Annotated in this window: 23 protein-coding genes and 1 tRNA gene; 15 read left to right on the top strand and 9 right to left on the bottom strand. The window is 41.6% G+C overall.

The annotated features are described in order from the left end of the window. Positions 1 to 71: 71 nt before the first annotated feature. A complete protein-coding gene (prfA, locus tag HWQ44_RS28305) occupies positions 72 to 1,169 on the top strand; it encodes a peptide chain release factor 1 (protein WP_292725302.1) in 1,098 nt (365 codons plus the stop codon). 106 nt (positions 1,170 to 1,275) lie between these two features. On the opposite strand, the gene HWQ44_RS28300 is transcribed toward prfA, so the two are convergent. Then, positions 1,276 to 1,722: a hypothetical protein gene (locus HWQ44_RS28300; protein ID WP_292725301.1), complete on the bottom strand. Its 447-nt coding sequence runs from the start codon at positions 1,720 to 1,722 to the stop codon at positions 1,276 to 1,278. A 240-nt stretch (positions 1,723 to 1,962) separates the two neighbouring features. Between HWQ44_RS28300 and HWQ44_RS28295 the strand changes: the two genes are divergently transcribed. Both HWQ44_RS28295 and HWQ44_RS28290 read left to right on the top strand, forming a co-directional pair. After that, positions 1,963 to 2,325, top strand: coding sequence for a helix-turn-helix transcriptional regulator (locus tag HWQ44_RS28295; RefSeq protein ID WP_012410694.1), 363 nt, complete (start codon positions 1,963 to 1,965; stop codon positions 2,323 to 2,325). Between the two features lie 97 nt (positions 2,326 to 2,422). Continuing rightward, entirely contained in the window at positions 2,423 to 2,881 is a 459-nt protein-coding gene (locus HWQ44_RS28290) for a DUF29 domain-containing protein (protein ID WP_292725300.1), read from the top strand. A 161-nt stretch (positions 2,882 to 3,042) separates the two neighbouring features. Here HWQ44_RS28290 and HWQ44_RS28285 read toward each other — a convergent pair whose 3' ends face one another. Next, positions 3,043 to 4,056, bottom strand: a complete 1,014-nt coding sequence (locus HWQ44_RS28285) for a HEPN domain-containing protein (RefSeq protein ID WP_292725299.1) — start codon at positions 4,054 to 4,056, stop codon at positions 3,043 to 3,045. A 281-nt stretch (positions 4,057 to 4,337) separates the two neighbouring features. Here HWQ44_RS28285 and HWQ44_RS28280 point away from each other — a divergent pair, with 281 nt between their 5' ends. The 6 genes from HWQ44_RS28280 (at position 4,338) to HWQ44_RS28255 (ending at position 10,563) form a co-directional block, all read left to right on the top strand. Further along, entirely contained in the window at positions 4,338 to 4,880 is a 543-nt protein-coding gene (locus HWQ44_RS28280) for a hypothetical protein (RefSeq protein WP_334728243.1), read from the top strand. Positions 4,881 to 4,914: 34 nt separating this feature from the next. Beyond that, positions 4,915 to 5,721, top strand: coding sequence for an Rpn family recombination-promoting nuclease/putative transposase (locus HWQ44_RS28275; protein ID WP_292725298.1), 807 nt, complete (start codon positions 4,915 to 4,917; stop codon positions 5,719 to 5,721). A 167-nt stretch (positions 5,722 to 5,888) separates the two neighbouring features. Further along, complete coding sequence (locus tag HWQ44_RS28270; RefSeq protein WP_292725297.1) at positions 5,889 to 7,574, top strand: ABC-F family ATP-binding cassette domain-containing protein; 1,686 nt, start codon at positions 5,889 to 5,891, stop codon at positions 7,572 to 7,574. Between the two features lie 221 nt (positions 7,575 to 7,795). Continuing rightward, positions 7,796 to 9,394 (top strand): 2,3-bisphosphoglycerate-independent phosphoglycerate mutase, encoded by a 1,599-nt coding sequence (gene gpmI, locus HWQ44_RS28265; RefSeq protein ID WP_292725296.1) that lies wholly within the window; start codon positions 7,796 to 7,798, stop codon positions 9,392 to 9,394. Between the two features lie 112 nt (positions 9,395 to 9,506). Then, complete coding sequence (gene secG / locus HWQ44_RS28260; protein ID WP_109011945.1) at positions 9,507 to 9,740, top strand: preprotein translocase subunit SecG; 234 nt, start codon at positions 9,507 to 9,509, stop codon at positions 9,738 to 9,740. A gap of 10 nt (positions 9,741 to 9,750) precedes the next feature. After that, positions 9,751 to 10,563, top strand: coding sequence for a peptidase (locus HWQ44_RS28255; protein WP_292725295.1), 813 nt, complete (start codon positions 9,751 to 9,753; stop codon positions 10,561 to 10,563). A gap of 15 nt (positions 10,564 to 10,578) precedes the next feature. Here HWQ44_RS28255 and HWQ44_RS28250 read toward each other — a convergent pair whose 3' ends face one another. From HWQ44_RS28250 to HWQ44_RS28225, 6 genes are all read right to left on the bottom strand, one after another. After that, positions 10,579 to 10,974 carry a hypothetical protein gene (locus HWQ44_RS28250; RefSeq protein WP_292725294.1) on the bottom strand — a complete coding sequence of 132 codons (396 nt, stop codon included), beginning with the start codon at positions 10,972 to 10,974 and terminating at the stop codon, positions 10,579 to 10,581. A 125-nt stretch (positions 10,975 to 11,099) separates the two neighbouring features. Beyond that, on the bottom strand, positions 11,100 to 12,248 hold the full coding sequence (locus HWQ44_RS28245; RefSeq protein ID WP_292725293.1) for a glycosyltransferase family 4 protein: 1,149 nt from the start codon (positions 12,246 to 12,248) through the stop codon (positions 11,100 to 11,102). 356 nt (positions 12,249 to 12,604) lie between these two features. Then, complete coding sequence (locus HWQ44_RS28240; protein WP_292725374.1) at positions 12,605 to 14,257, bottom strand: MFS transporter; 1,653 nt, start codon at positions 14,255 to 14,257, stop codon at positions 12,605 to 12,607. Further along, positions 14,244 to 15,236 carry a DNA repair protein RecO gene (gene recO, locus HWQ44_RS28235; RefSeq protein WP_292725292.1) on the bottom strand — a complete coding sequence of 331 codons (993 nt, stop codon included), beginning with the start codon at positions 15,234 to 15,236 and terminating at the stop codon, positions 14,244 to 14,246. Before recO ends, HWQ44_RS28240 begins: the two co-directional genes overlap by 14 nt. 76 nt (positions 15,237 to 15,312) lie before the next feature. Continuing rightward, positions 15,313 to 15,993 (bottom strand): deoxyribose-phosphate aldolase, encoded by a 681-nt coding sequence (deoC, locus tag HWQ44_RS28230; RefSeq protein WP_292725291.1) that lies wholly within the window; start codon positions 15,991 to 15,993, stop codon positions 15,313 to 15,315. A gap of 170 nt (positions 15,994 to 16,163) precedes the next feature. Then, complete coding sequence (locus HWQ44_RS28225; protein WP_292725290.1) at positions 16,164 to 17,342, bottom strand: DNA cytosine methyltransferase; 1,179 nt, start codon at positions 17,340 to 17,342, stop codon at positions 16,164 to 16,166. Between the two features lie 375 nt (positions 17,343 to 17,717). Between HWQ44_RS28225 and HWQ44_RS28220 the strand changes: the two genes are divergently transcribed. The 6 genes from HWQ44_RS28220 (at position 17,718) to HWQ44_RS28195 (ending at position 23,420) form a co-directional block, all read left to right on the top strand. Then, positions 17,718 to 18,992 carry a glycosyltransferase family 4 protein gene (locus tag HWQ44_RS28220; RefSeq protein WP_292725289.1) on the top strand — a complete coding sequence of 425 codons (1,275 nt, stop codon included), beginning with the start codon at positions 17,718 to 17,720 and terminating at the stop codon, positions 18,990 to 18,992. A 740-nt stretch (positions 18,993 to 19,732) separates the two neighbouring features. After that, the gene (rsfS, locus tag HWQ44_RS28215) at positions 19,733 to 20,191 is read left to right on the top strand and encodes a ribosome silencing factor (protein WP_181928677.1); all 459 of its coding nucleotides are present in this window, start codon (positions 19,733 to 19,735) and stop codon (positions 20,189 to 20,191) included. Then, complete coding sequence (locus HWQ44_RS28210) at positions 20,188 to 20,688, top strand: CGLD27 family protein (protein WP_292725288.1); 501 nt, start codon at positions 20,188 to 20,190, stop codon at positions 20,686 to 20,688. Before rsfS ends, HWQ44_RS28210 begins: the two co-directional genes overlap by 4 nt. Before the next feature lie 94 nt (positions 20,689 to 20,782). After that, positions 20,783 to 21,736, top strand: a complete 954-nt coding sequence (locus HWQ44_RS28205; protein ID WP_292725287.1) for an asparaginase — start codon at positions 20,783 to 20,785, stop codon at positions 21,734 to 21,736. Positions 21,737 to 21,782: 46 nt separating this feature from the next. Continuing rightward, a tRNA-Met gene (locus HWQ44_RS28200) sits at positions 21,783 to 21,859 on the top strand. 103 nt (positions 21,860 to 21,962) lie between these two features. Further along, the gene (locus tag HWQ44_RS28195; RefSeq protein ID WP_292725286.1) at positions 21,963 to 23,420 is read left to right on the top strand and encodes a YcjF family protein; all 1,458 of its coding nucleotides are present in this window, start codon (positions 21,963 to 21,965) and stop codon (positions 23,418 to 23,420) included. A 329-nt stretch (positions 23,421 to 23,749) separates the two neighbouring features. Here the strand turns inward: HWQ44_RS28195 and HWQ44_RS28190 are convergent. Next, a partial coding sequence (locus HWQ44_RS28190; protein WP_292725285.1) for an IS4 family transposase occupies positions 23,750 to 24,656 on the bottom strand: 907 nt, incomplete at its 5' end.

Genomic DNA, 24,656 nt, shown 5'->3' with positions numbered 1-24,656 from the left:
TCAGCTGGGTCGATTTTCATTTATATGCTCGAGCCAATTTGTTATTTTTTTAAGGAGCGATCGCACTTGTCATGGCTGAATCATACTTACTGGACAAACTAAAATCCGTTGAACAAACTTTTAATGAGTTAACACGTCGTCTTGGCGACCCCGATACAGCTAGCAATCCTGATGAGTATCAAGAAATTGCTAAGTCTCGTTCTTCTTTGGAAGAGGTAGTTAATACTTATGAAATTTGGAAAACAGCCCAAGAAGACTTGACCGGAGCGCGTCAGGTTTACAAAGAATCTGCGAGTGATCCAGAGTTGCAAGAAATGGCAGCACTGGAAGTAAAGGAACTTGAAGAAAAAATAGAATATTTAGAGTCTCGCTTGAAAGTTTTACTGCTACCACGCGACCCCAATGATGAAAAGAATATCATGTTGGAAATTCGCGCTGGTACTGGTGGTGATGAAGCAAGTATTTGGGCTGGTGATTTGATGCAGATGTACACCCGCTATGCTCAGACTCAAGGTTGGAAAGTTTCTCTAGTAAGCGAATCTCGTGGAGAAATGGGTGGCTGGAAAGAGGTCATTCTCGAAATCAAAGGTAATGACGTTTACAGCCAGTTAAAATTTGAAGCTGGAGTGCATCGTGTGCAGCGCGTGCCGGCAACTGAATCTGGGGGACGGGTTCATACTTCCACAGCTACCGTGGCGATTATGCCAGAGGTGGATGATGTGGAAATTCACATTGACCCGAAAGATATTGAAATGACTACAGCCCGTTCTGGTGGTGCTGGTGGGCAAAACGTCAACAAGGTGGAAACAGCCGCTGACTTGATGCACAAACCGACGGGAATACGCATTTTCTGTACAGAAGAACGCAGCCAGTTGCAAAACAAAGAACGGGCGATGCAAATTCTGCGGGCGAAGTTATATGAGATGAAGTTACGCGAACAACAAGAAGCTGTAACTTCCATGCGGCGATCGCAGGTTGGTACTGGATCGCGATCAGAAAAAATTCGCACCTATAATTATAAAGATAACCGCGCTACCGATCATCGGTTAGGTCAGAATTATTCCCTTAACCCTGTTTTGGATGGTGATTTAGAGACGCTTATCCAATCTTGTATATCTCTAGACCAACAGGAACGTCTGGCGGAGTTAGCGACTGCTGCCGCTAACTAATTTTTGTTGTTAAATATCCCAATACGGTTCAGTTAAGAGTTATTGGTGTAGGTAATTGGTCTTTGAAGACTACATGAGGGTTTTGGGCTTATCTGAACTGTATTGGTTAAATATCCTGTAAAACCACTTGTTGTACTGTTGCTTTTAACACAAACAGGTGGTTTTCTAATATCGCGTGGAGTGTATCTTCTATTTCACTGGGATAATTGTAATAGGCAAATTCGTACTTCATAAGGTAATTTAACTTTGCCCATTCCTTCATGGTTTCACAGGTATAAATTAGCTTTTCCACTTCTTCTTGCCAACGTGCAAAAATCCGGTAGCTAAAAAAGCTGCTGCATATATTGCCTTTTGCATCCCAGTAGGAAATACACACTTGATGTTTCAGAAGGTGGATTTTTTTGATTTGCTTAACATCGTAGCCTTTAACTTTTAAAGCTTCTTTGGTTTCTGCGTCAGAAATGTTCCACTGTTCTGGTTTAATTTTATTAGTGGCTATAAGGTTTTTGCCTTTGCGGCGATATTGATTAATTTTGCGTGGCTGGCGAAACATGATGCACCTTCGATATTATTTCTTCGCAGCAAAGTCTAGCTACTAGCACAACTGCCGTAGCAAACTAAGTTTTTTGGGTTGATTAAAGATAGATGGGTTGGTCTACTAGCTTGATGCCTGTAGTTGCTGATTTACAACCAGAGATATAGTTTAGTACTAAAACACAAGGCTGTCAATATAAAAGTAAAATTGTAATATTGAAAGTAGACTTATAAATACAGTTGGCTAGCTATATAAGCAGTGAAGATCGAAAGCAAACAAAAACTGATTGAAATCATTAAACTAGCTCGCGGTTCAATGAGTCAGCGAGCCTTTGGTAAGCTTTTGGGAGTATCTGCCACTGCTGTTCAGATGTGGGAAAAAGGTGTGAAGGTGCCAGATACAGAAAATTTGGCTCGAATCGCATCGAAAGCAGGCTACACAATGGAAGAGTTAATCAGCTGCATAGATGGCAAGCCAATTCCAGAAACCTCAGATTTGAGTCTGATTCTTAGACAAATCCAGCACATGCCTTTGGCCCAAGTGGCTCAAATTGTGCAAGCTGCGGCAGATAGATTGGCGGCTGTGGCTGAAGCATCTGGGGATGAGGCAAAAGCAAGTTGAATATTAAAATAATTCGTAATTCGTAATTCGTAATTCGTAATTCGTAATTAAGTTTTTTTAGCTAGCTCGTGGTTTCTTGCTGTCAAAATTCAACTCTATGGACAAACCTTTTTTGTATGACCAAGACTTTTATGGCTGGACACAGCAGCAGGCTAAAGCGTTAGAGCAGAGGCTAGTTATGGAACTAGACTGGCAACACCTGCAAGAGGAAATTCAAGCTTTGGGGAGACAGGAATATCGGGAACTCGTGAGCCTTCTGAGTGTATTACTTGGTCATCTCTTGAAGTGGGAGTATCAACCCGAACAACGCTCTCGCAGTTGGTTTTTAACAATTCGAGAACAGCGCCGCGCTATCCATAGGCATCTGCGGCAGAACCCTAGCTTAAAGTCTCGAATAGAAGAAGCTTTGTTAGATGGCTTTGAAGGGGGAGTCGATTTGGCGCTACGAGAAACTAACTTACCATTACGAACTTTTCCAGAGCATTGCCCGTGTTCATTTGATGATGCGATCGCAGACAATTTTCTGTGCGATACTCGTCAAGACTGGGAAGGATAATTCTTACCATTTCTCTTGATTAATTCATAACATGGAAATTGCCAAAACTACTTAAAGCAATCACCAATCGAAAATTTAAACTCTATTCGTCATTCGTCAAGAAAGGAATCATCATCCTCTAATCGATCATAATATTCCTTTAATTGAGGATAATACTCCTCTCATTCTGGATAATACATTACTCTGTGTAAAGGTGTAACAAACTTCTCGCTTACTAATTCAAAAATATTTAATGTAGCGTCTATAATCTTCACAGCTTTCTCGGAAGAAACTTCCATTGGATCATATCTAGGATTTATAGTTGGGTCTTTAAACATTTTTTCTGCTTCTGGAAAATTTTGTATTTCTGATTTTATTTTTTCAGGGGAAGGAAAACATTTATTGAAATCTTCATCTCCAATTATGTTGAATAGTTTATGTCCATACTTTTTCTTTCTTAACGTATTCAATAATTCTGGCACTTCTTTTGCCAGGATTAATTTTTCTGATAATATACAAGCTTTTAATAGTTTTTCAATTGCTTGTGAAGCTGGAAAAATTATAAATTGATAACTTCTGGTATTTTTTAAAGTAACGATAGCAAGATTTAAATCCTCAATAGCAAAACGAATAAAATCTATTGTTTCAGTAGACAAATAGAAATTATCCTTGAGTTTGTCAGGGATTGCAAAAAAATCATTTTCGCTACTCTTCTTTTTATCACGATACTGAACAACATCTTCTAGATATTCTACAGCTAATAATTTTCTTCTCCCACATTTAAAGGAATTTTGTAAATATTCAATTTCTACTTCTGTTAAATCTTGTTTTACTATTTGCGGTAAATTTGTGCAGTCAATTATATTGCAATTTTCAGTTTTTTCAGGATATATAAAGTAATAAATGTTGCCTTGCATAACAAATGGAATTTCTTTGAGATTTAAATAATCAGGTGTTATTTTAAATCCATAATTTTCTCGATACCAATTATCAACATTCAATGTAGGAAGAAATCGTTCTAATTCGTTATTACTTAATGCTGGGAATCTATTGTTGATGAATCTGTCTGTTAAATCATTTATATCAGGGCATAATTCACCTTGTACTAGACCAATTCTTTCAGCAACAGATTTTTTCTGAGTTCTTAACTTGTAATCTATTCTCGCTATTCGAGCATTTATATCATCTGTTTTCATTCTAAATCAGGTTTTATTAGATAATCTTATAAGCTCTGCAATACTATAACTTGAATTATAATACTTAGTCAAGGATAATACCAGATTAAGTATACTTGTAGGACTTACACACTCGTGACGAAAAACTAAGCCTTTGCGATTACTTCGTTTCTCTTCGAGACGCTAACGCGAACACTCGTCATGACGTAAAACCATAGTCCTTACGTAAGTCCTGACTTAGCAAGAATAAAACCATATTTTTATATATGACCAAAATATAACCACTGGCGGGTAACTAATAAATGGTTTTAAAATGGTGCAATATTAAAATATTTAGGGGTGCAGCTATGTCGCTACGCAATGAGCCTTTAGATTGGCAACTTGAAACGAATAATCCTTATATACCAGTTTATCATCAAGGTAATTTGGTGGGATTTTTTAAGCCAGAATATGCCAGTGAAGTTATTAAAATTTTAAATGAAGAAGAAGTTTTAAAGAAAGCGCTAAAAATGGCTTGTACTGATTTAATTAAAAAAATCGGTGGTGATACCAGAAAAGTCAATTATTTAATGGAAAAATATGTAAAAAGTAGTGAGCGTCCGAAGCATGGAACTAGAGCGATCGCAGTTTTACTTCAAGATAGGCAAAAAGAGCTTGACTTGAGTAACCAGGAGTTTGCTAAGTTCTGCGATACCTTTAAATTATCCCCTACTGAACTGAATAATATTTATGCTGGACAAGCATTTGATGATAGTTTACTAGCGCCCCTTTCACGTATATTAGGCATGGCAAAAGAGCAATTGCTGAAAGTGCGAGATGGTTGTGAAGAATCAAGCAACACATAAACAGCAAATCAAAATTTTCAAATAATATAAAATTGTGAAAACAGACATCATCTTTTATCGGCTGTTTCAAGAATTCCCTGATATCTTTTTTGAACTTATTGGTAATCCTCCAGAATCAGCTAGCGTTTATCAATTTTCATCAGTTGAAATCAAACAAACAGCCTTCAGAATAGATGGTGTGTTTCTACCTACACAAGGAAGCGAGAACACGATTTACTTTGTAGAAGTGCAATTTCAAGCTGATGGGGAAATTTATTCCCGGCTAATTGCAGAAATATGTTTATACCTCCGTCAAAATCAACCATCAAATGACTGGGGTGCTGTGGTTTTATACCCAAACAGGAATGTAGATACAGGCAATATCAAACATTACCGTGAGTTTTTCACAAGTGGGCGCGTCAGACGCATTTATTTGGATGAATTAGGTGAAGCCGCATCGCTTCCAATTGGTATTGCAACTGCTAAATTAGTAATTGCAACCAACGACATAGCGATCGCACAAGCAAGGGAGTTGATAGACAGAACCAAGTCCGAGATAAATTCACCACCAAAACAGCAGCAATTATTACAATTTATAGAGACTATTTTGGCTTACAAGTTTCCCACAATGAGTAGGGAGGAGATGGAGGAAATGTTTGGCTTAAGCGAGTTAAAGCAAACCAGATTTTATCAGGAAGCCTTTCAGGAAGGTGTTGAACAAGGTATTGAAGAAGGTGAGGTTAGAGGTGAGATTAAAGGGAAACTAAAAGCAGTACCAGCAATGTTGGCAGCAGGTTTGACTGTAGAACAAGTAGCACAGGCGTTAGATTTGAGTGTCGAAGAAGTTAGACAAGTAGTATAAAGCCAGCCTTGAGATGGATGTGGTAAATTTTATCCGTAGCTCAAGCCAAATTTGGTTTGTGGCTTCCAAACTCGATCGCGACGATTTTATAGTTAATTTTTGTTAATATTAGAGGCGGTGTTAGTACTTCGTCCTCAACCACCCACTCCCTACCTGAGAGAAACTTAATGCTGCGACTAGAACATATAAGTAAAATTTATCCCACAGGCGAAGTTCTCAAAGATATCAACTGGGAAGTTAAACCAGGCGATCGCATTGGCTTAGTCGGTGTCAACGGTGCTGGAAAATCTACCCAACTCAAAATCATCTCTGGGGAAATTGAACCTACCGCAGGCGAAATTATCCGTCCTAATAGCTTACACATAGCTTATCTTAACCAAGAGTTTGAAGTAGACCCCACCCGCACCGTTAGAGAAGAATTTTGGACTGTCTTCAAAGAAGCCAACGAAGTCCAGTTATCTCTGGCGCACATCCCACAAGAGATGGAAACGGCTAGCCCAGAGGAACTAGATCGACTGATCGACAAGTTGGATCGCTTGCAGCGCAAATTTGAAGCCTTAGATGGCTACAACTTAGATGCACGCATCGGGAAAATTTTACCAGAGATGGGGTTTGGGCTAGAAGATGGCGATCGCCTCGTCAGTGCCTTCAGTGGTGGTTGGCAAATGCGGATGAGTTTAGGTAAAATCCTGCTGCAAAAACCCGACTTGTTGCTGCTGGATGAACCGACTAACCACCTAGATTTAGAAACCATTGAGTGGTTGGAAAATTACCTCAGAGGACTGATTACCCCTATGGTAATAGTCTCCCATGACCGAGAGTTCCTTGACCGCCTCTGCACCCAAATTGTGGAAACTGAACGTGGCGTTTCCAGTACTTACCTTGGTAACTACTCGGCATATTTGGAACAAAAAGCCGAAAGTCAATCAGCACAGCTTAGTGCTTACGAACGTCAGCAAAAAGAATTAGAGAAACAGCAAACCTTTGTTGATAGATTTCGCGCCAGTGCTACCCGCAGTACCCAGGCAAAAAGCCGGGAAAAGCAACTCGATAAAATTGAGCGCATTGAAGCACCCATTGCTGGGGTAAGAACTCTACACTTCCGTTTTCCTCCAGCACCCCGCAGTGGACGCGAAGTAGTGGACATTAAAGATTTAACTCATCTTTATGGTGATAAAATCTTGTTTTTGGCAGCAAATCTGCTAATTGAAAGAGGCGATCGCATTGCTTTTCTTGGCCCCAACGGTGCTGGAAAATCTACCCTTCTGCGCGTAATTATGGGTATGGAACCACCCACAGAAGGTAGCGTTCATTTAGGGGATCACAACGTTATTCCCGGTTACTTTGAGCAAAATCAAGCCGAAGCCTTAGACTTGAAAAAAACTGTCATGGAAACTATCCATGATGAAGTTCCCGACTGGGATAATCAAGAAGTCCGCACGCTTTTAGGACGCTTCTTATTCACTGGTGACACAGTATTTAAGGCAGTTGGGGCATTAAGTGGAGGAGAAAAAGCTCGTTTGGCGTTAGCAAAAATGCTCTTACGTCCGGCGAACTTACTAATTTTAGATGAGCCGACAAACCACTTAGATATTCCAGCGAAAGAAATGCTGGAAGAAGCGCTCAAAAATTATGATGGTACGGCAATTGTAGTTTCCCACGATCGCTACTTTATTTCTCAAGTAGCAAACAAAATCGTCGAAATTCGTGATGGTGAATTCCGCGTTTACTTAGGAGATTATCATTATTATCTCCAGAAAATTGCCGAAGAAAAAGAACAAGCAAAGTTAGCTGCCATAGAAGCCCAAAAAGCGGCTAAAAAAGCTGCAAAAGCTTCCACCAAAAGGAAATAAAGGAGTGGATAAGACCTTAGTAGTAGTGCTAAAACGCTACTACTAAGTAATCACTCGTTATTAGCGTTCAAAAAAATCACAGAAAAACTACTAAAAGTTAAAAACTATTTCAAAAAACTGCAAGTCCTTCGTAAAAGAAGTTAATAAGCAAAAATTCACTTGCGGCGTGGATTAGCAGTGGTATCATTCGGGTATTACAAAAAGTAAAGGGCAATTTTACTATGACCAAAGCACCTGTTGCTCCTGTGGTGCTAGTCATTTTAGACGGATGGGGCTACTGCGAGGAAAAGCGAGGAAACGCTATTGTTGCTGCTAAAACTCCCATTGTGGACAGTTTATGGGCGGCTTACCCGCATACCCTCATCCGCACATCAGGAAAAGCCGTAGGGTTGCCAGAGGGACAAATGGGCAACTCGGAAGTTGGTCATCTGAATATTGGTGCTGGGCGAGTTGTACCGCAAGAACTGGTACGCATCTCCGATGCGGTTGAAGACGGTTCTATTGCCTCTAACCCAGCACTTGTCAAAATTTGCCAGGAAGTTCGTTCTCGGAATAGTAAGCTGCATCTAGTCGGGCTTTGTTCTGAGGGAGGGGTACATTCGCATATCACCCATCTATTCGGACTACTTGACTTAGCCAAAGACCAGCGAATTCCAGAAGTTTGTATTCACGCTATCACCGATGGTCGTGACACCGCACCAACTGATGGTGTAAGAGCGATCGCGCTGCTGCAAGATTATATAGACCGCACAGGAATTGGGCGCATAGTCACCCTCAGCGGTCGCTACTATGCGATGGATCGCGATCACCGCTGGGATCGGGTCAAACGCGCCTACGACATGATGATACAAGATAGTGTTGGTAATGGTCTCAAGGCTGTGGAAGTCTTGCAAGCATCTTACGATCAAGGGATAAAAGATGAATTTGTCAACCCAATCCGAATTGCTCCCGGCGCAATAGAACCAGGGGATGGGGTGATATTTTTCAACTTCCGTCCTGATCGCTCTAGACAACTGACTCAAGCTTTAGTCAGTCCCACATTTAACGGTTTTGCAAGACAGCAAATCACACCGCTGTCTTTTGTGACGTTTACGCAGTATGATTCAGACTTACCCGTGGCTGTAGCCTTTGAGCCTCAGAATCTCAGTAACATTCTGGGAGAAGTCATAGCCAATCACAGTCTGAATCAGTTCCGCACCGCCGAAACCGAAAAATACGCCCACGTCACCTATTTCTTTAATGGGGGTCTGGAGGAACCTTTTGTCGGAGAAGATCGAGAACTGGTAAGCAGCCCGATGGTAGCGACTTACGATCACGCCCCAGCGATGTCAGCAGTAGCAGTTACAGATGTGGCGATCGCAGCGATTCAAAAGGGTACGTATTCCCTAGTTGTGATTAACTATGCTAACCCAGACATGGTAGGGCATACTGGTCAAATCGACGCTACTATTACAGCAGTTGAAACAGTCGATCGCTGTTTGGGTCGCTTGTTAGAGAGCGTTATTAAAGCCGGCGGTACAACAATTATTACTGCCGATCATGGCAACGCTGAGTATATGCTAGATCATGGGGGTAATCCCTGGACAGCCCACACCACTAACCCAGTCCCCTTCATCTTGGTGGAAGGAGAGAAAGTCAAAATCCCTGGATATGGTACAAATGTCGAACTGCGAAGCGATGGCAAGCTATCCGACATCGCCCCCACAATTCTAGAGATTTTACAGCTGCCTCAACCACCAGAAATGACCGGGCGATCGCTGCTGAAAACAGCAGCTTATGAGCTGCAACGGACTCGCACCCCCGTGCAAGTAGGGCTATAAAAGAGAGACGAGATTAATCGCGTCTCTACAAGAGTTAGGAGTTTTAGTGAACTCCTAACTTTTGAATTCTGAATTCTGTTTTTTGAAACTTCTTATAAATGAGATTCCTACCATGACAGTTAGTAATATCGTGCAAGGCATTTGGGCATTTTCCGCCACTGGTTTGATTATTTTAGTTTTGCTGCATAGCCCTAAAGGTGATGGCGTTGGGGCCATTGGCGGACAAGCCCAGCTATTTAGCAGCACCAAAAGTGCAGAAAACACCTTAAACCGAATTACTTGGGCATTGACAGTAATTTTTCTTGGTTTAACAGTAGTTTTAAGTGCTGGTTGGCTGCCTAAATAAGGATAAATAAATGGGGAGAAGAACCCAACACCCGATACTTAACACCCTAATAAATTTAATTTCACGACGGTTAATTACAGCTCTTGCCTTATTTATTGGCATAGGGCTGTTAATCGTTTTTACTAATATCGAGTCGAGTGATGGGTTTACAATAATACCAAAATATGTATCTTCAAACTTAATAATCTCTCTCTCCTCATCTTCTCCAAAATCCCATCCCTTACCGCCCACACTTGCACAGTGGCAAGATAGCACTAACAGTGGTGACTACTTTTCCCAAGTCACAACAACCCAAGTTGGTTATTTAGTCTGGTCGCAATTTCCTGTTCGAGTTTACATAGAACCACCAAAAGCCATCAGCGAAAAACAAGCTCAAGCATGGGTTAACGCTGTCTTGCAGGGTGTACAGGAGTGGAGTAATTATTTACCTTTAACAATAGTCGAACAGCCAGAAATTGCTGATATTACGATCGCGCGAAAAGCACCACCTCTACAAATTTCGCCTGGTAGTAATATACCCCGTGCGCGATCGGCACAAACTACTTACGACTTATACACCAGCAACAAAATTTTATCCCACCGCTTCACCATCTTGCTAAGTCCTACTCAAACAGGTGAATATCTCATTGCAGCGACCCGTCACGAATTCGGTCATGCACTGGGAATTTGGGGTCATAGTCCGCTACTAACTGATGCGCTATATTTTTCTCAAGTTCGTAACCCGCCGTCTATTTCTCCCAGAGATATAAATACTCTAAAGCGGGTTTATGAACAGCCAACTACTTTGGGATGGTCTTTAGTGAATAATTCAAAGATTAATTGATCGATAAGTAATACCCTAACGTCTGTCAGTAATCCAAGCCTCTCGCTGTTGTCCCTGAATCGACTGTACCATTCCAAACCTTTCCTCAATTTTGCGTGGCAGAGCGTGTGTCCCAAAGATGTAAACGCAATCTTCTTCTGGTTGATTTGTCAAAACACGAACTCTGGCTTCGTTATCTTGTAAACGCTCTATGAAAATAGATGCACAAATTTCAACATCTTCAGGAATCTCATATACTTCCTTTGAAAGGGTGAATCTCTTCTCTAAACTATTTGCAATTTGGTCAATAACGTTTTGTTCGGGCAACGGATTTGTGAAGCAATAAACGTATGTTCGGCAGCACTTTCCATCTTCTAGCTGCTCTAAGTCAGGGATATTTTTCAACTTTATCTGACTTGCATCATAGTTCATTTCGTTAACTCTAGATAGTCTGGTAAAACTGGTAAGAGAATTCTTAGTCAGGTATTAGTATTTTGCTCGATCGCACTCATTAGCATCTTAGAATTTCCAGTGCGATCGCAGTTTATTCCCTTTCCTTACGCTCTACGACTAAGTGGTAGAGGTCGCTGTGCTAAAACTCCTTTATAAAGTTCTTCCAGCAGACTAATATTTTTACTAAGGGTATAGCGGTCTAATACACGCTGTCTAGCTTTTTGCCCCAGTAGGGTTGTTAACTCTGGATGGTCTTGCAACACTGGCAAGAGCGTTCTCAATTGCGATCGCGCTGTTTTGGTACTAATAACTATACCTGCGCCCTTTTCTAATACTTCTCCATCTGCACCCACATCTGTTGCTAAACAAGCCAACCCACATGACATTCCCTCTAACAGAGATAGAGACAAACCCTCTACCAATGAAGGCAAAACAAATACATCTGCGCCCCGCAAAATTTCGATGCGTCGGTCTTCATCAGCGACAAATCCCAACCAGATAATGCCGTATTCTGAACCATAAAACGGCTCTAAGGAAGACTTCAAAGGGCCATCGCCAACAATTAGTAACTTCGTACCAGGCCCCATTGCCGACTGCTTCCAAGCGCGGAGGAGAGCTTCGACATTTTTCTCTGGTGCTATGCGACCCTGATAGACAAACAAGCGTTCGGCTTTAAATTCTGTTTTAATTTGAGAAAATCCTGGAGAATACTTGGCGGTATCAACACCGTTGGGAATTACGGCAATATTCTCTTCCCTTACGCCCATCCCTGCCAATAATTCTCGCTGAATTTGAGAAAATACAATCACGCGATCGTAGTTAACTAAAAAAGGCGCGTAGAGCTGATAAGCCAAAAGTTGTGTTCCCGATACCAGCTTTGCTCCCTTGCCAGCAAACGGTGTGTGAAAAGTGGCAACTAGGGGCAACCTCAGTTCCTCACAAATTTCTGGTAGAAAAAAGTCTAGAGGAGATAAGGTCAAGGAAGCATGGACTACATCTGGTTTGATTTCCCGCAGTGAATCGGTTAAAACTTTGGTCGCTTTAAAAGTGGGAATCGTGTAAACCTGGGACTTGTAAATGAAAGGTAGGGAAACCTCTCGAAGATTTGGCCAATTATCAGGTTCAGACTCTTCCTGGGCGAAGTGAAGAAAGCTAACTTGATGTCCCCTATCTAGCAAGGCATTTGTAATTTCTCGACTGTAGGTGACATTGCCACAAAAGGGTGATTTTTTTCCAATCCAGGCTATACGCATTCTTTATTTAGCTGTAAGAAAAGCGGGTTTAATGTATTACTTGTGTGTCCTTTGTGATTTTTCTTTTATCTAGCTATACTTGCTGGTTTTCTTATTTATTAAAAATTCCCAAAACTTTCTACTAGTTTAAAAAGCTTATTGTCAGCTAATTAAACCAGTGGATTGATGGCTTTATTTATTTTAGTTATAAGTTGTTAATTTCTGATATTTAAACAACTTATTCTGACTAATGTCAGATTCATATCCGGCAAGTATGTGATAAATTTTCACTGACCACAGTTTACCATGAACGCAAAAGCTTTAAGTAAATATTCATTACCTTGAGGTAATTAATAATAACTCCTGTTAGCTGATAACTACTTGTGTGAGTTATACCAGGTTAATATACCTCCAGAAAAGACGATCGCAGCTAATCCCAAAAAAACTACCTGTAATCCCAGAAAGGTTTCTGCGACACCAGCTAATGCTAAAGGTAAGGAGAGGGCAATATTAATTACATTGTTCTGCAAGCCAAAAACTTTACCACGCATTTCTGGAGGTGTTTCTGTTTGGATGGCAGTTTGCATGGGAATTCCCACTAGTGCCCCAAAGATACCTAAGAGCGCTACCAGTAACAAGACAAGCCACAGTTGAGTTGTAAATACTGACAGACCAATCAGGGATGCTGCCATACCCATACAACCACACAGACTTAGCTGAGTATAGGAGAAGCGTTGACCAAATTGACCGAGAATTGTTGCTCCACCAGCGATCCCAACACCCCCAGATGCTAGTAAAAAGCCAAACTGGGAAGCTTTCATGTTGGGAATGATTTCTGCCATCCGAACGGCTAGAACAGTTAATGCTGCAAAGACAGAAAACAAGATAATCAGTTGAAGCAAAGCATTGCGGACGCGATGATTTGCTTTGAGGTAGGCAAAACCGTCCCGCAAATCAGAGAATACGTGAGGGAATTCTGTATCGGGGTGGTGGTGTTTTTCCTTAGTTGCCAGAAGGAACAAAATTAGTCCAGCGATCGCATAACTGCCACCTACTAAAAGTTCTTTGCCCAAACTACCACTACCACCAATTTGCAGCCAAAGTCCATCTGCGATCGCTAACAATGGTTCTCCAACAGCAAACCCAACAATCACCGATGCCATCATCGTTGTTGTGTAAAGCGAATTAGCCGAGAGTAAATGCTGTTCCTCTACGATTAAGGGAATTGCCGCCTGTTCTGCCGGGGCAAAAAACTGCGTTAAAGTTGAAACTAAAAAAGTCACACCCAAGATGATTACAAAACCCACTGGCAGCAATCCTATGGGTTTCCAATCATGAGTCAACCACAGCAAGAAGGGAATTGACAAAACTAGGATGCCGCGCCAAATATTCGTTGCTACCAGCACAGCCTTTTTCGACCAGCGATCGACAAACACACCAGCAACGGAACCAAACAATACGGCTGGAATAGTAAAAGCCATCATCAAGACTGATACCCAACCACTAATACTCTGATTGCTCCCTTGAAACTGAGTATTAATCAAGGCAATCATCAGCACCAAATAAACTTTATCTGCTAGTTGGGAGAAAACTTGACCGCCCCAAAGAGCCAAGAAATTAGGATTTTTCAATACAGGTAAAAATCCTAGCTGTTTTACGTTCCCTACAACAGCTTCCCCACCTGAACCAGATCCATCTAATTTAGGTAATTCTTTTTCTGGGATAGTGGCTACTGGCAAATTATGCCCATTGCCAACGCCATTGCTATCTACCTCAGCAGTGGTTAATTTGTCCTCTGATTGTGTTTCTGATTGGCTTGGAAGATCAGTTTTTGGGATCTCCGCTGTCCAACTTTGATCGTTTTGAGAAACATCTTTTGGGGACATTTCTTGGTCATTTATTTGACTAAGTGTACACTTAGGAACAGCACTCAAGTGATTCCTGACTGTAGGATCTGATACCCTATTCTGTTTTTTGGCGAGGCTTGGTGACAAAGGCAGGATTTTCTTATCCAAATCAGACGGTTGCATCATGGTTGGCAGCAAAATAAGAGTCGATCAAGGTAGCAGAGCGAATAGGGCGACCTAATTGATACTGAGCATACTGGCGCAAAATCTGCTCAACAGATAACCAGTCATGATCTCTAGCACCATCAATTTGCATTATCTCTGGTTGTGACAGATGTTGAAGCAAAGTCAGTTCCATAGCACTTAGACGGCAAGAAATCACAGGTATTTCTTGCCGATGCACAACAATTGTTTGGGCATTGGGGAGCCAGTGCGTTGCGGAGGTTCCCTCCGTTGAAGCAACTGGCGTCATTGTGGATGGGGCATTAGGCATAGGGAATTGGTTATTAATCTTCCCCCGCTCCTCTGCTCCTCTGCTCCTCTGCCCCTCTGCCCTCATCTCCCTCTCCTCTTTTCGTAAACGTTCCCTAGCTTCTAAGGAAACCGTTCCACCCGCAGGGATACTAAATCCTACCTGCCAGTTGGGATCTGTAAAGTCTGGTTTGAGGGGGTGCTGAGATAGGCAACAGATTTGCACTTGCGGCGTCAGTCCTGCTAAGGCCAAAAGGTGAAATACACCATGAGCCAGATGAGGCAAAACACCAGATAGATTTGCACTAGACACCGCCTCTAAGCGATGGAGATGTTCGTTGAACAAATCATAAAGTTCTTCTTGGGGTTGTTCGCTCAAAGCTTCACACAGAACTATTTCTGCTAAATATTGACTGGCAGCCAGTTTTCCCAAATCTTTAGCTAAACCAGGATAAGTTTTTAACGTCTGTGCTTGAGTAATTTTATCAAGCGATCGCCCTTTGGCAATCAATAGTTCATTCACAACGAACATTCCACTCCTACCGCCCAGGCTGGAGTTGTGCTTACGTGACCCTGGAGCCACGGCTCGAATCAAACCGAATTCTCGTGTCAAAATCGTCACTATTTTATCCGATTCTCCTAGCGCCTGGGTTTTAAGATTAATACCAGTTGCTTTGTAGGTTCTACTCATTAGTCATTAGTAGTTATTAGCCATTAGTAATTAGTCATTGGTCATTAGCTTAGGACAAATGACAAAGGACAAATGACTATTCACCCTTTCCCAGGTTATCGCGCTGACGGATCAAATCCATACCGCGAGATGTGCCTAATCTAGTAGCACCCGCTACGATTAAGTCTAGGGCTTGATTGATAGTGTGGATACCACCTGAAGCCTTAATTCCCACTCTTTCTTTTGCCAATTCCTGCAAAAGTCGCACATCTGCCACTGTGGCACCACCATTCCAACCTGTACTAGTTTTTAAGAATGCTGCTCCCGCCTCCATAGCTATTTCAGCAGCTATTTTTTTCTCTGCATCTGTCAACAGGTTAGTTTCCAAAATCACTTTGACTGTTTGCCCAGTCTCTTCGCAAATTTCGGCAATCTCTCGGTGGACTTCTTCAGTTTTGCCAGCTTTCAACCAGCCCAAGTTCATGACTACATCCAACTCAGTGGCGCCACTATCCGCCGCTTCTTGAGCTTCATACAGTTTCACGGCTGAAGTCGTTGCACCAGAAGGAAAACCAATCACCGTACAGACTTTGGGGTTTTTACCGTGGAGGAGTTCTACTGCTTGCTTAACATTAGAGGGGAACAGACAAACCGCTGCAAAGTTGAATCTGTATGCTTCTTCACACCATTGCTCAACCTGCTCTGGAGTGGCTGTCGCTATTAACAGGGAGTGATCGATAAATGGCGCAATATCAATGTCTGGATAGTCTGCTGCCATCGTGTCTTCTGCCAGTGATTGATTATTAAACTTTATAAAAAATTAAAACATTTCTTATATATATATTAAACCACATTTATTACGAGTTTATCCTGAAAACAAGCTGCTGACTTGTCTGAAATTTTGGCTTTACAGATAACCCGGAATTACTGTAAGTATTTAAGTTGACGTTAAGTGGTAGTAAGGTTAGCAGTATTAACAGTGTTTTTCACAGCAGTTCCTAAGAAGTTAATAATAGTTTGAGCTAACGCCTTCGATGCCAAATATGGGACGCCATTACCAATCGTTTTAAACATATTCGTAAGTGATATGTTTTCTGGAAGTACAAAATTTGTAGGCAAAGATTGGATAGCTAAAGCTTCTGCTACAGAAATCCGCCGAACTTTATAAGGATGTAAATGTACTTCATTGTTTCCATAGCAAGCTGTTGGAGAGTAACGCCATCTATGTAGACGTTTGAAAGACTTCCTGGAATTATCTCCTTCCTGAACAGCAGCAAATTTTGTGATCCCTGCCCTTGGTTGAAAATAGTGTTCAGTATTAGGATGCTTCAGAACGTTATTTTTTCTAAACCAGTATTCAACTGTCAGTTCTTCAGGTATGCCATCAGGACAAGGTATTAGAGAATTTTCTTTGAATGGTTCACACTTACACCAGGGGTAAGCAAAAACTTTTTCTGGAGGATGTAAAATGTAATTATTCCAAGGAAAATATCCCTCAGGTAGTAACTTTTCACTACCTATTTTTATTCCGATATCCTGAATAAAATTATTGTTAAAACCAATTAAAATAATTCTTTCTCTATCTTGAGGTACACCATATTCAATAGCATTAATTAACCGCTCTGTTAATATATAGCCTGCTTCCTGTAATTGTTGCTTGAGCGATTCAAAGAATAAACGGTGCTTTGTCGTTCTCCACAACCCCTTAACGTTTTCAAATAAAAAGAAATCAGGAAGATTGCGACAAATTAATTCAATATAAGAAGCTGAAAGCTTACCATTATCTCCCAAACCTCCTCTATTTTTCCCACCAATAGAAAAATCAGGACAGGGAGGCCCGCCGATGAAACCAATTATATTATTAGATTTGCGGCAGTCTTTGACTAATTCTTGAAGGCGTTGCGCTTCTTTTCCGGCGATAAGATTTGTTACATCTGCTACTTCACCGTAATAATATCCATATTCAGGCGATCGCATTTTCAGAACTTTCCGTGAATGGCGATAGGCGGCGATGAATGGGGCGAAGATTTCATTGACATAAACAATATTAAAACCGCTGGTTTCAAAACCTAAATCTAGAAAACCTGAGCCAGCAAAAAAAGAGAAAATACAAGGGCGATCGCTCATTGAATGACTAGTATGATAAAAAAGTCTTATTAATATTCAGATTCTCGGAAAATGGGTTGTGTCCGTAACTGATAGGAGAATTAATACTAACTATTCCAATTTTGTCTTAAGGGTTGGCAGACCCTAATATACTTAGGGTTTCTACGTACGTACCAATCAAAAATGAACAATATTAAGGCTGCTTAAATAGTGAAAAAATTTTACAGTTTCCCTAAGTATTTTATATCAAAGTTTACTCAATCTTTAAGGAAAATCCCTGACATAAAAAGAGTCTGGAGTCACAATTGAAATATAGGAGTTTCCAAGCTCCAAATGATGTTTCAGACAAATATTTGTCATTAAATAAAAAACCGGGGTACTTCGGACTAAATTTTTATGCGGATTTTAATTTACTCCTACAACTACTATCCAGAGCCAATTGGTATTGCCCCCCTGATGACTGAATTAGCAGAGGGACTAGTGAAACGTGGGCATGAAGTGCGCGTAGTCACTGCTATGCCCAACTACCCTGAGCGGCAAATTTACCAGGAATATCGGGGCAAGTGGTATCTCAACGAATACAAAAATGGTGTTCAAATTCAACGCAGTTACGTTTGGATTCGTCCACAACCCAATCTATTAGATCGGGTGTTACTAGATGCTAGTTTCGTCGTCACTAGTTTTGTACCCGCCCTCATCGGTTGGCGCCCTGATGTGATCCTCTCAACATCGCCATCCTTGCCAAGCTGTGTACCAGTTGCTCTTTTAGGATGGTTACGTGCTTGTCCTGTAATCTTAAATCTACAAGATATATTACCAGAAGCAGCTGTCCACGTTGGTCTGCTGAAAAATAAATTACTCATCCAGTTGTTTACATTATTGGAAAAATTTGCTTACCGCAGTGCCAGTAAAATTAGCGTTATTGCTGATGGGTTTGTGGAGAATTTGCGATCTAAGGGCGTAGAGGCTGACAAAATTGTGCAAATTCCCAACTGGGTTGATGTAAATTTTATCCGCCCTTTGCCTAAAGAAGATAACCCTTTCCGCGCAACACATAATCTGAATGGCAAATTTGTAGTCCTTTATTCTGGCAATATTGCCTTAACCCAAGGACTAGAAAGCGTCGTCAAAGCTGCTTCTGTTTTGCGCCATATCCCAGATATTGTCTTTGTCGTCGTTGGAGAGGCAAAAGGTTTACAGCGATTGCAACAGGAATGTCTAGACTGCGGCGCAGATAATGTGTTGTTACTACCATTTCAACCCCGCAAGGATTTGCCACAAATGTTAGCAGCTGCGGATGTTGGTTTAGTGGTGCAAAAGAAAAATGTTGTATCCTTCAATATGCCGTCAAAAATTCAAGTGCTACTTGCTAGTGGAGGGGCCTTAGTTGCCTCTGTCCCTGACAATGGTACGGCAGCAAGAGCCATTAGGCAAAGTGGCGGCGGAATTATCGTTCCTCCAGAAGATCCCCAAGCTTTAGCGATGGCAATTTTAGATTTGTACCAAAACCCCGAAAAAGTCAAAACTCTGGGTTACAAAAGTCGCCAATATGCCGTTGAGCAATATGCTTTTGAGCAAGCTTTAAATCAGTATGAGTCCTTGTGTTACTCATTAGCAGCAGATCGTAGAGCAATTCATTCTAGAGGCATAGTTACGAAACAAGAAGTCTAATCTTTGCAGCAAAGTTATGTTGCATCTGTAGAAATTGCAATTATGCCCTCATATCTAAGTAGGAAGAGATTTTGAGGGTAGCTAATTCTATTAGTAGGAAAATACAGCATATAGATAAGCAGGTTTTCAGGTGCATTGTAGAACTAAAAATCCCACGGCTTCACTTCATTCAATCCTTGGGTACACCAATTTTCTACCCATACAGCAAGAAATATTAGTATTTTAAATCACTAATATATTATGCGTATGTGATATCGCGCTTTTGATAGACTAGTCATGAGTCGGCTGTGTTGCAAGACTGCTCAGTTAAAAATATTCTTAGGTTGGGTTTCGTTCCTCAACCAAACCTACACATTTCTATTTTTTAAGCAAAACCTACGCAGTATTGATCTGTGTTGTATCGTAGTTTTTAGCAGACAGTCTAAACTCTAGATATGGTGTTAACTGCAAATTACTAGCTTTACATTGCATATTATGCTGTCTGATGAATCTGCGATTATTTTCGCTGTCAATTCTTGCTGGAAAGCTATTGGTTGATTTATCGCTGCACAATAACCATCAGCAATCAGCAGTTGCAGATGTTGAAATCTAAACAGCTAATTATCAAACTAGGCCCATAGACACCTGTTTTTTTGTTAGTATTCAAAAAAACCTATTGACACATTTGTCAGATCAATTGTTTGTTGTTTGTAAGTAAATGTCAACAATTGTTTCAAAAGGAAGAAAGCACCTGAGGTTTAATGACTGATTATTTCCAAGGAAATTTCCCATTGCAATCTGTCCCACTGACGAAGAGTGCGGTAATAAGCCACGGCCAAACCGAAGAGGCAAGCGAAAAATTAGCTGCAACGATCGCTGTTGCGGCATCAGACCGCAAAGCAGGTGAGATTTTATTGCTCAAAGTAGCAGAAGTATCTTACCTGGCTGATTACTTTGTGATGATGACTGGCTATTCTAAGGTACAAGTCAGGGCGATCGCTCAAGCAATTGAAGGAAAAGTCGAAACTGAGTTGCAACGGCGTCCCTTAAGGACAGAAGGAAAAGTCGAGGGGAGTTGGGTACTACAAGACTACGGTGATGTGATCGTTCACATCATGATGCCCAAGGAGCGGGAGTTTTATAATTTAGAAGCGTTCTGGATTCATGCAGAGCGTATTTCCCTTCCAGAATCTGATGAGGGTGAGGGTAAGCCAACATGATTAGGTCTTCGGTTTCTAATTGCCCAGTTCCTATAGACCAACAACCGCTCAATGAATACGAAGAGTTAAAAACTTCCTGGCTGTTTCGTGATACTACTTTAGATTGGCGCGGGTATATCACGAAACTTGTTTGGGTTTGGGGTTTATCTTGGCTCTTTGCAGGGCCGATAGCTGCGGCAAGTTTTTCCCCTCACAAGTATATTGCACATTTTATCCTTTGTGGTGCAGCAGGAGCGAGTGTCGGATTAGTGCTGATACTGGTAAGATTATACTTAGGCTGGTTCTACGTGTGCGATCGCCTTTGTAGTCCCACAGTATTTTATGAAGAGTCCGGCTGGTATGACGGTCAAACTTGGACGAAACCACAGGAAATTCTCAACCGTGATCGCTTAATTGTTGCATACGAAATCAAACCTATTTTGCGGCGGTTACAATTTACCTTTGCTGGCTTGGCGGGAATGTACGTTATTGGTAGTATAGGTTGGCATTTGTTTTAAAGAGTCATTGGTCATTGGTCATTAGTCATTAGCTAAGGACTAATGACTAATGACCAATGACTAATTAATTAAAAAAGGTGATAAATATAAACCCATGACAATGGGAAAACGAACTCAAGCCACAGCACTGGAAGTCCGGTTGCTGCGGGAAGGTATTATTGAATCCAGGCATATAGTTCAAGCTGTTGTCTGCGACGAACGAGGACGGGTTCTAACCGTTGCCGGAAATTCTGAAACTGCTGCATTTATCCGTTCAGCCCTCAAACCATTTCAGGCACTCGCTGTTACGACAACAGGGACACTGGAACGCTATGATCTCAGCGATCGCGACTTAGCAATTATTACAAGTTCCCATAAAGGAAGAATAGATCAAGTCCGACAGGTATTTAACATCCTTTGGCGGGCTGATCTTGACCCGACTATACTCCAGTGTCCAATTCCTGAAGGTAAGCGGAGTCCTCTGGAATACAATTGCTCTGGAAAACATGCGGGAATGTTAGCTGTTTGTCAGCAACGCCATTGGCCCTTGAATAACTACTTGGATCGCAAGCATCCAATACAGCAGTTAATTTTGGGCAAAGTCGCAGAGCTGCTGCGAATGCCAGCAGCAGAATTTATCAGCGCTCATGATGACTGTGGCGCACCAACTTATCTGATGCAACTCGGTCACATGGCATCTTTATATGCACTGCTAGCCTCTAGTACCAACTTGGATATGGAGCGCATTGTCCGTGCGATGACTCATCACCCCGCGATGGTCGCAGGAGATGGAGAATTTGATACGGAACTGATGCGCTTAACTCCAGGAGAACTAGTCAGCAAAACTGGTGCCGAAGGAGTACAGTGCATTGGTAGACTCGGTGAAGGCTTGGGATTGGCAATCAAAGTCATGGATGGGGCAAAACGCGCAAAATACGCTGTGGCTATTCACTTACTCCAGCAAATGGGTTGGATTAGTCCCAGCGCCGCCGAAAGCCTCTCAGAAAAGTTTGTCACCTTGGGAAAATACAAGCGTTTAGAAGTAATTGGAGAATTATCGTTTTTGTAGTTGCCAAACTCTTGACTATAGGTTACTATAAATAAGTCGAGAGCAACGCGGGATAGAGCAGCCTGGTAGCTCGTCGGGCTCATAACCCGAAGGTCAGTGGTTCAAATCCACTTCCCGCCACCAAATAAAATGTGAAACAAAACCCTACAGTCAGTAAAGATTGCAGGGTTTTGTTTTATTTTGATCTATTCTGGAAGAAATAGCCATCCAAAAAGCGCGGAGAATCATGGTTGTGAAGTTGCAGCGACCAATTTTAGTGGGAGGATTGGGACTTTCCTTTTCCCTGTGGATGTTGGACAGTTGGCACGATTCTATAGTGCAGGTGGGTGAGTTTGGTTTGTTGAGTGCCTTAGCTGTAGGCGGTGGTTTGTGGTTATTGCAGCAAAATCGCCCCAAAAATAGTTTAGAGCAGCTAGATGGTATGCTGGTCGATCGGACAACAGTGGAAAGTGCGATCGCTAAAACTGAAACTGTAATTAATCAACTGGCACAAGAATCAGAAAACCATCCAGCCTTAGAGACACTCAGAGAACAAGTTGCCCAATTATTGTTGGAATTAGACAGACAAGAAATAAAAGTGGCTGTGACTGGCGGGAAATCCGTAGGTAAAAGCACTTTAATTCAAGTGCTAAAGCAAAATGTAGAGACACCAAATTTGGTATCTCTACAAGAGACAGCACCTTTGTTTAGAGAAGTGGATGAAAATTCAGATGCGGCTATTTTGGCAGAAGTAGCAAAATCTGATTTTGTTCTATTTATCACAAACGGTGATTTGACAGACTCAGAATTTCAAACCTTACAACAGCTAAAAGCAGCAAATCAGCCTAATATGCTGGTTTTCAACAAACAAGACCAGTATTTAACCGATGAAAGCGCCAGCATCTTTAGTCAATTGAAACAGCGGATGCAGGGAAATGTAGTTGCAACTGCGGCCTCTCCCGTTGCCATCAAAGTCCGAAAGCATGAGGCTGATGGTTCTGTGCAAGAGTGGATGGAACAACCAGCAGCTGATATTCAGCAGTTAACTCAGCAGTTGGGTGAAGTTTTGGCACAGCAAGGACAACGGCTAGTTTGGTTGACAACCATGAGGAAAGCTGGATTGTTGAAAGCTGAGGCGAAAAATTGGCTGAATGGAACTAGACGCGATCGCGCCACCCCAATTATTGAACAATATCAATGGATAGCTGCTGCTACTGCCTTTGCTAACCCAGTACCAGCCCTTGATATTCTGGCAACTGCGGCAATTAATGCTCAAATGGTAATGGATTTGGGTAATATTTATCAGCAGAAATTCTCCCTAGAACAGGCACAAACCGTAGCTGGAACAATGGGAAGTTTGATGCTGAAACTCGGTTTAGTTGAACTTTCTACAAAAGCGATTAGTACTGTTCTGAAAAGTAATGCCCTTACCTTTGTTGCTGGTGGCGTAGTGCAGGGAGTAAGTGCAGCTTATCTGACTAGAGTCGCAGGGTTAAGTCTAGTTGAGTATTTCCAACAGCAGGAAATAGCTATAGATTCTGGAACTGGTTTGAATTTGGATAATTTGCGGCAAACATTGCAAAAGGTATTTCAGCAAAATCAGCAGATTGGTTTTTTGCAGGGGTTTGTTAAGCAAGGCGTGAAGCGTTTGTTGCCAGAATTACAACAAGTTGAAGTCGTTGGCATTCAAAGGGCAGTGGGATAATCTCATACACAGAATTACCAAATTTTAGATTTTGGATTTTGGATTTTGGATTGAATGATTCAAAATCCAAAATTTAAACGCTTCCTCCTAGGGGTACGGGAGTGAAACTCAACATTAACATCAAATGTTGGGTTTCGTTCCTCAACCCAACCTACTAGCGCGGCAAGCTTAATTTGTTGGGTTGAGTAATCATAGAATAGTTTTATTTGGGACTTTCTAAGTTTTTTTAAACCCAATGTTTTAAGGTTGACGTGCTACTACAGATATTATAAGGAACTTCCAAGAAATAAATTATCCAATCTTGTGGGGTGGGCATCTTGCCATTGGTGTCAAGTTAAGGCAGATGCCCAAATGTCAAGTGAGGTTGCAGCGTTGCGTCGGTGTCGCCGACGCACGGCTTTGACCAAGCCCATAGAGCCTTGATACTCAACCAACCAAGAGATAAGTTGTAGTTGTGGGTTTTGTAGGAGTGCGCGCTGGAAAAAATACAAGCTACGAAAAACCATTTCCACCGAAATACGTTCAATAGGCTGTTGCAAAGCGACAGCGACATCAGCGCATAAATCATTGAGTACTGTGTAAAAAATCCAAGTAGCATACACTTGCATCTGTACGCCATTAGTGCCACCGACCCACAGATAAGATAAACCCAGTAAGCGTTTAGTTAGTAAAAATGCATCTTCGATTTGCCAACGTCGGCGATACAAATCACAAACTTGTTGTGGTGAAAGTTGTTGTGGGTCAAGAACATTAGTCAAGTAATGATACCAAGTTTGACCCCATAATACAGAGACTTGTCGCATCTGATGATGACATGGGTCAGTATGGTGAAGTCCCATTTTAATAATTTCGTCTTTATAGTGAGAACTACTCGAAAGTACACGCACTACTTGATAGCGTACCTTGGCTTTCTGTCTAGTTAAGACATATTTCCCTTGCTCAGTCAGGGTATCAAACCACTCAAACCCGTAGAAGCCCATATCTGTTATCAGTAAACCACCCACTGGTAAGCGCATTTGTAGTTCTTGCCACCACTTGGTTTCATTGCGTTTGGCATCGGCATCGAAAAATGCTGCAACTGGGCGATGGCTAAATGCTTCCACTACCATCAACATCTTCCCTCCCAATACTGCACCTGTTTTTTCTTGAAGTTGCCCCAAATGTTTTTTGACTGCTTCTAATGTCGATGCATCTGCAATCCAGACTGCACCGAACGATGATGCCACAGATGCCCAC

The organism is Nostoc sp. JL34 (assembly GCF_017114945.1).
Taxonomy (GTDB): Bacteria; Cyanobacteriota; Cyanobacteriia; order Cyanobacteriales; family Nostocaceae; genus Nostoc.
This window is presented reverse-complemented; position numbering and strand designations above follow the sequence as displayed.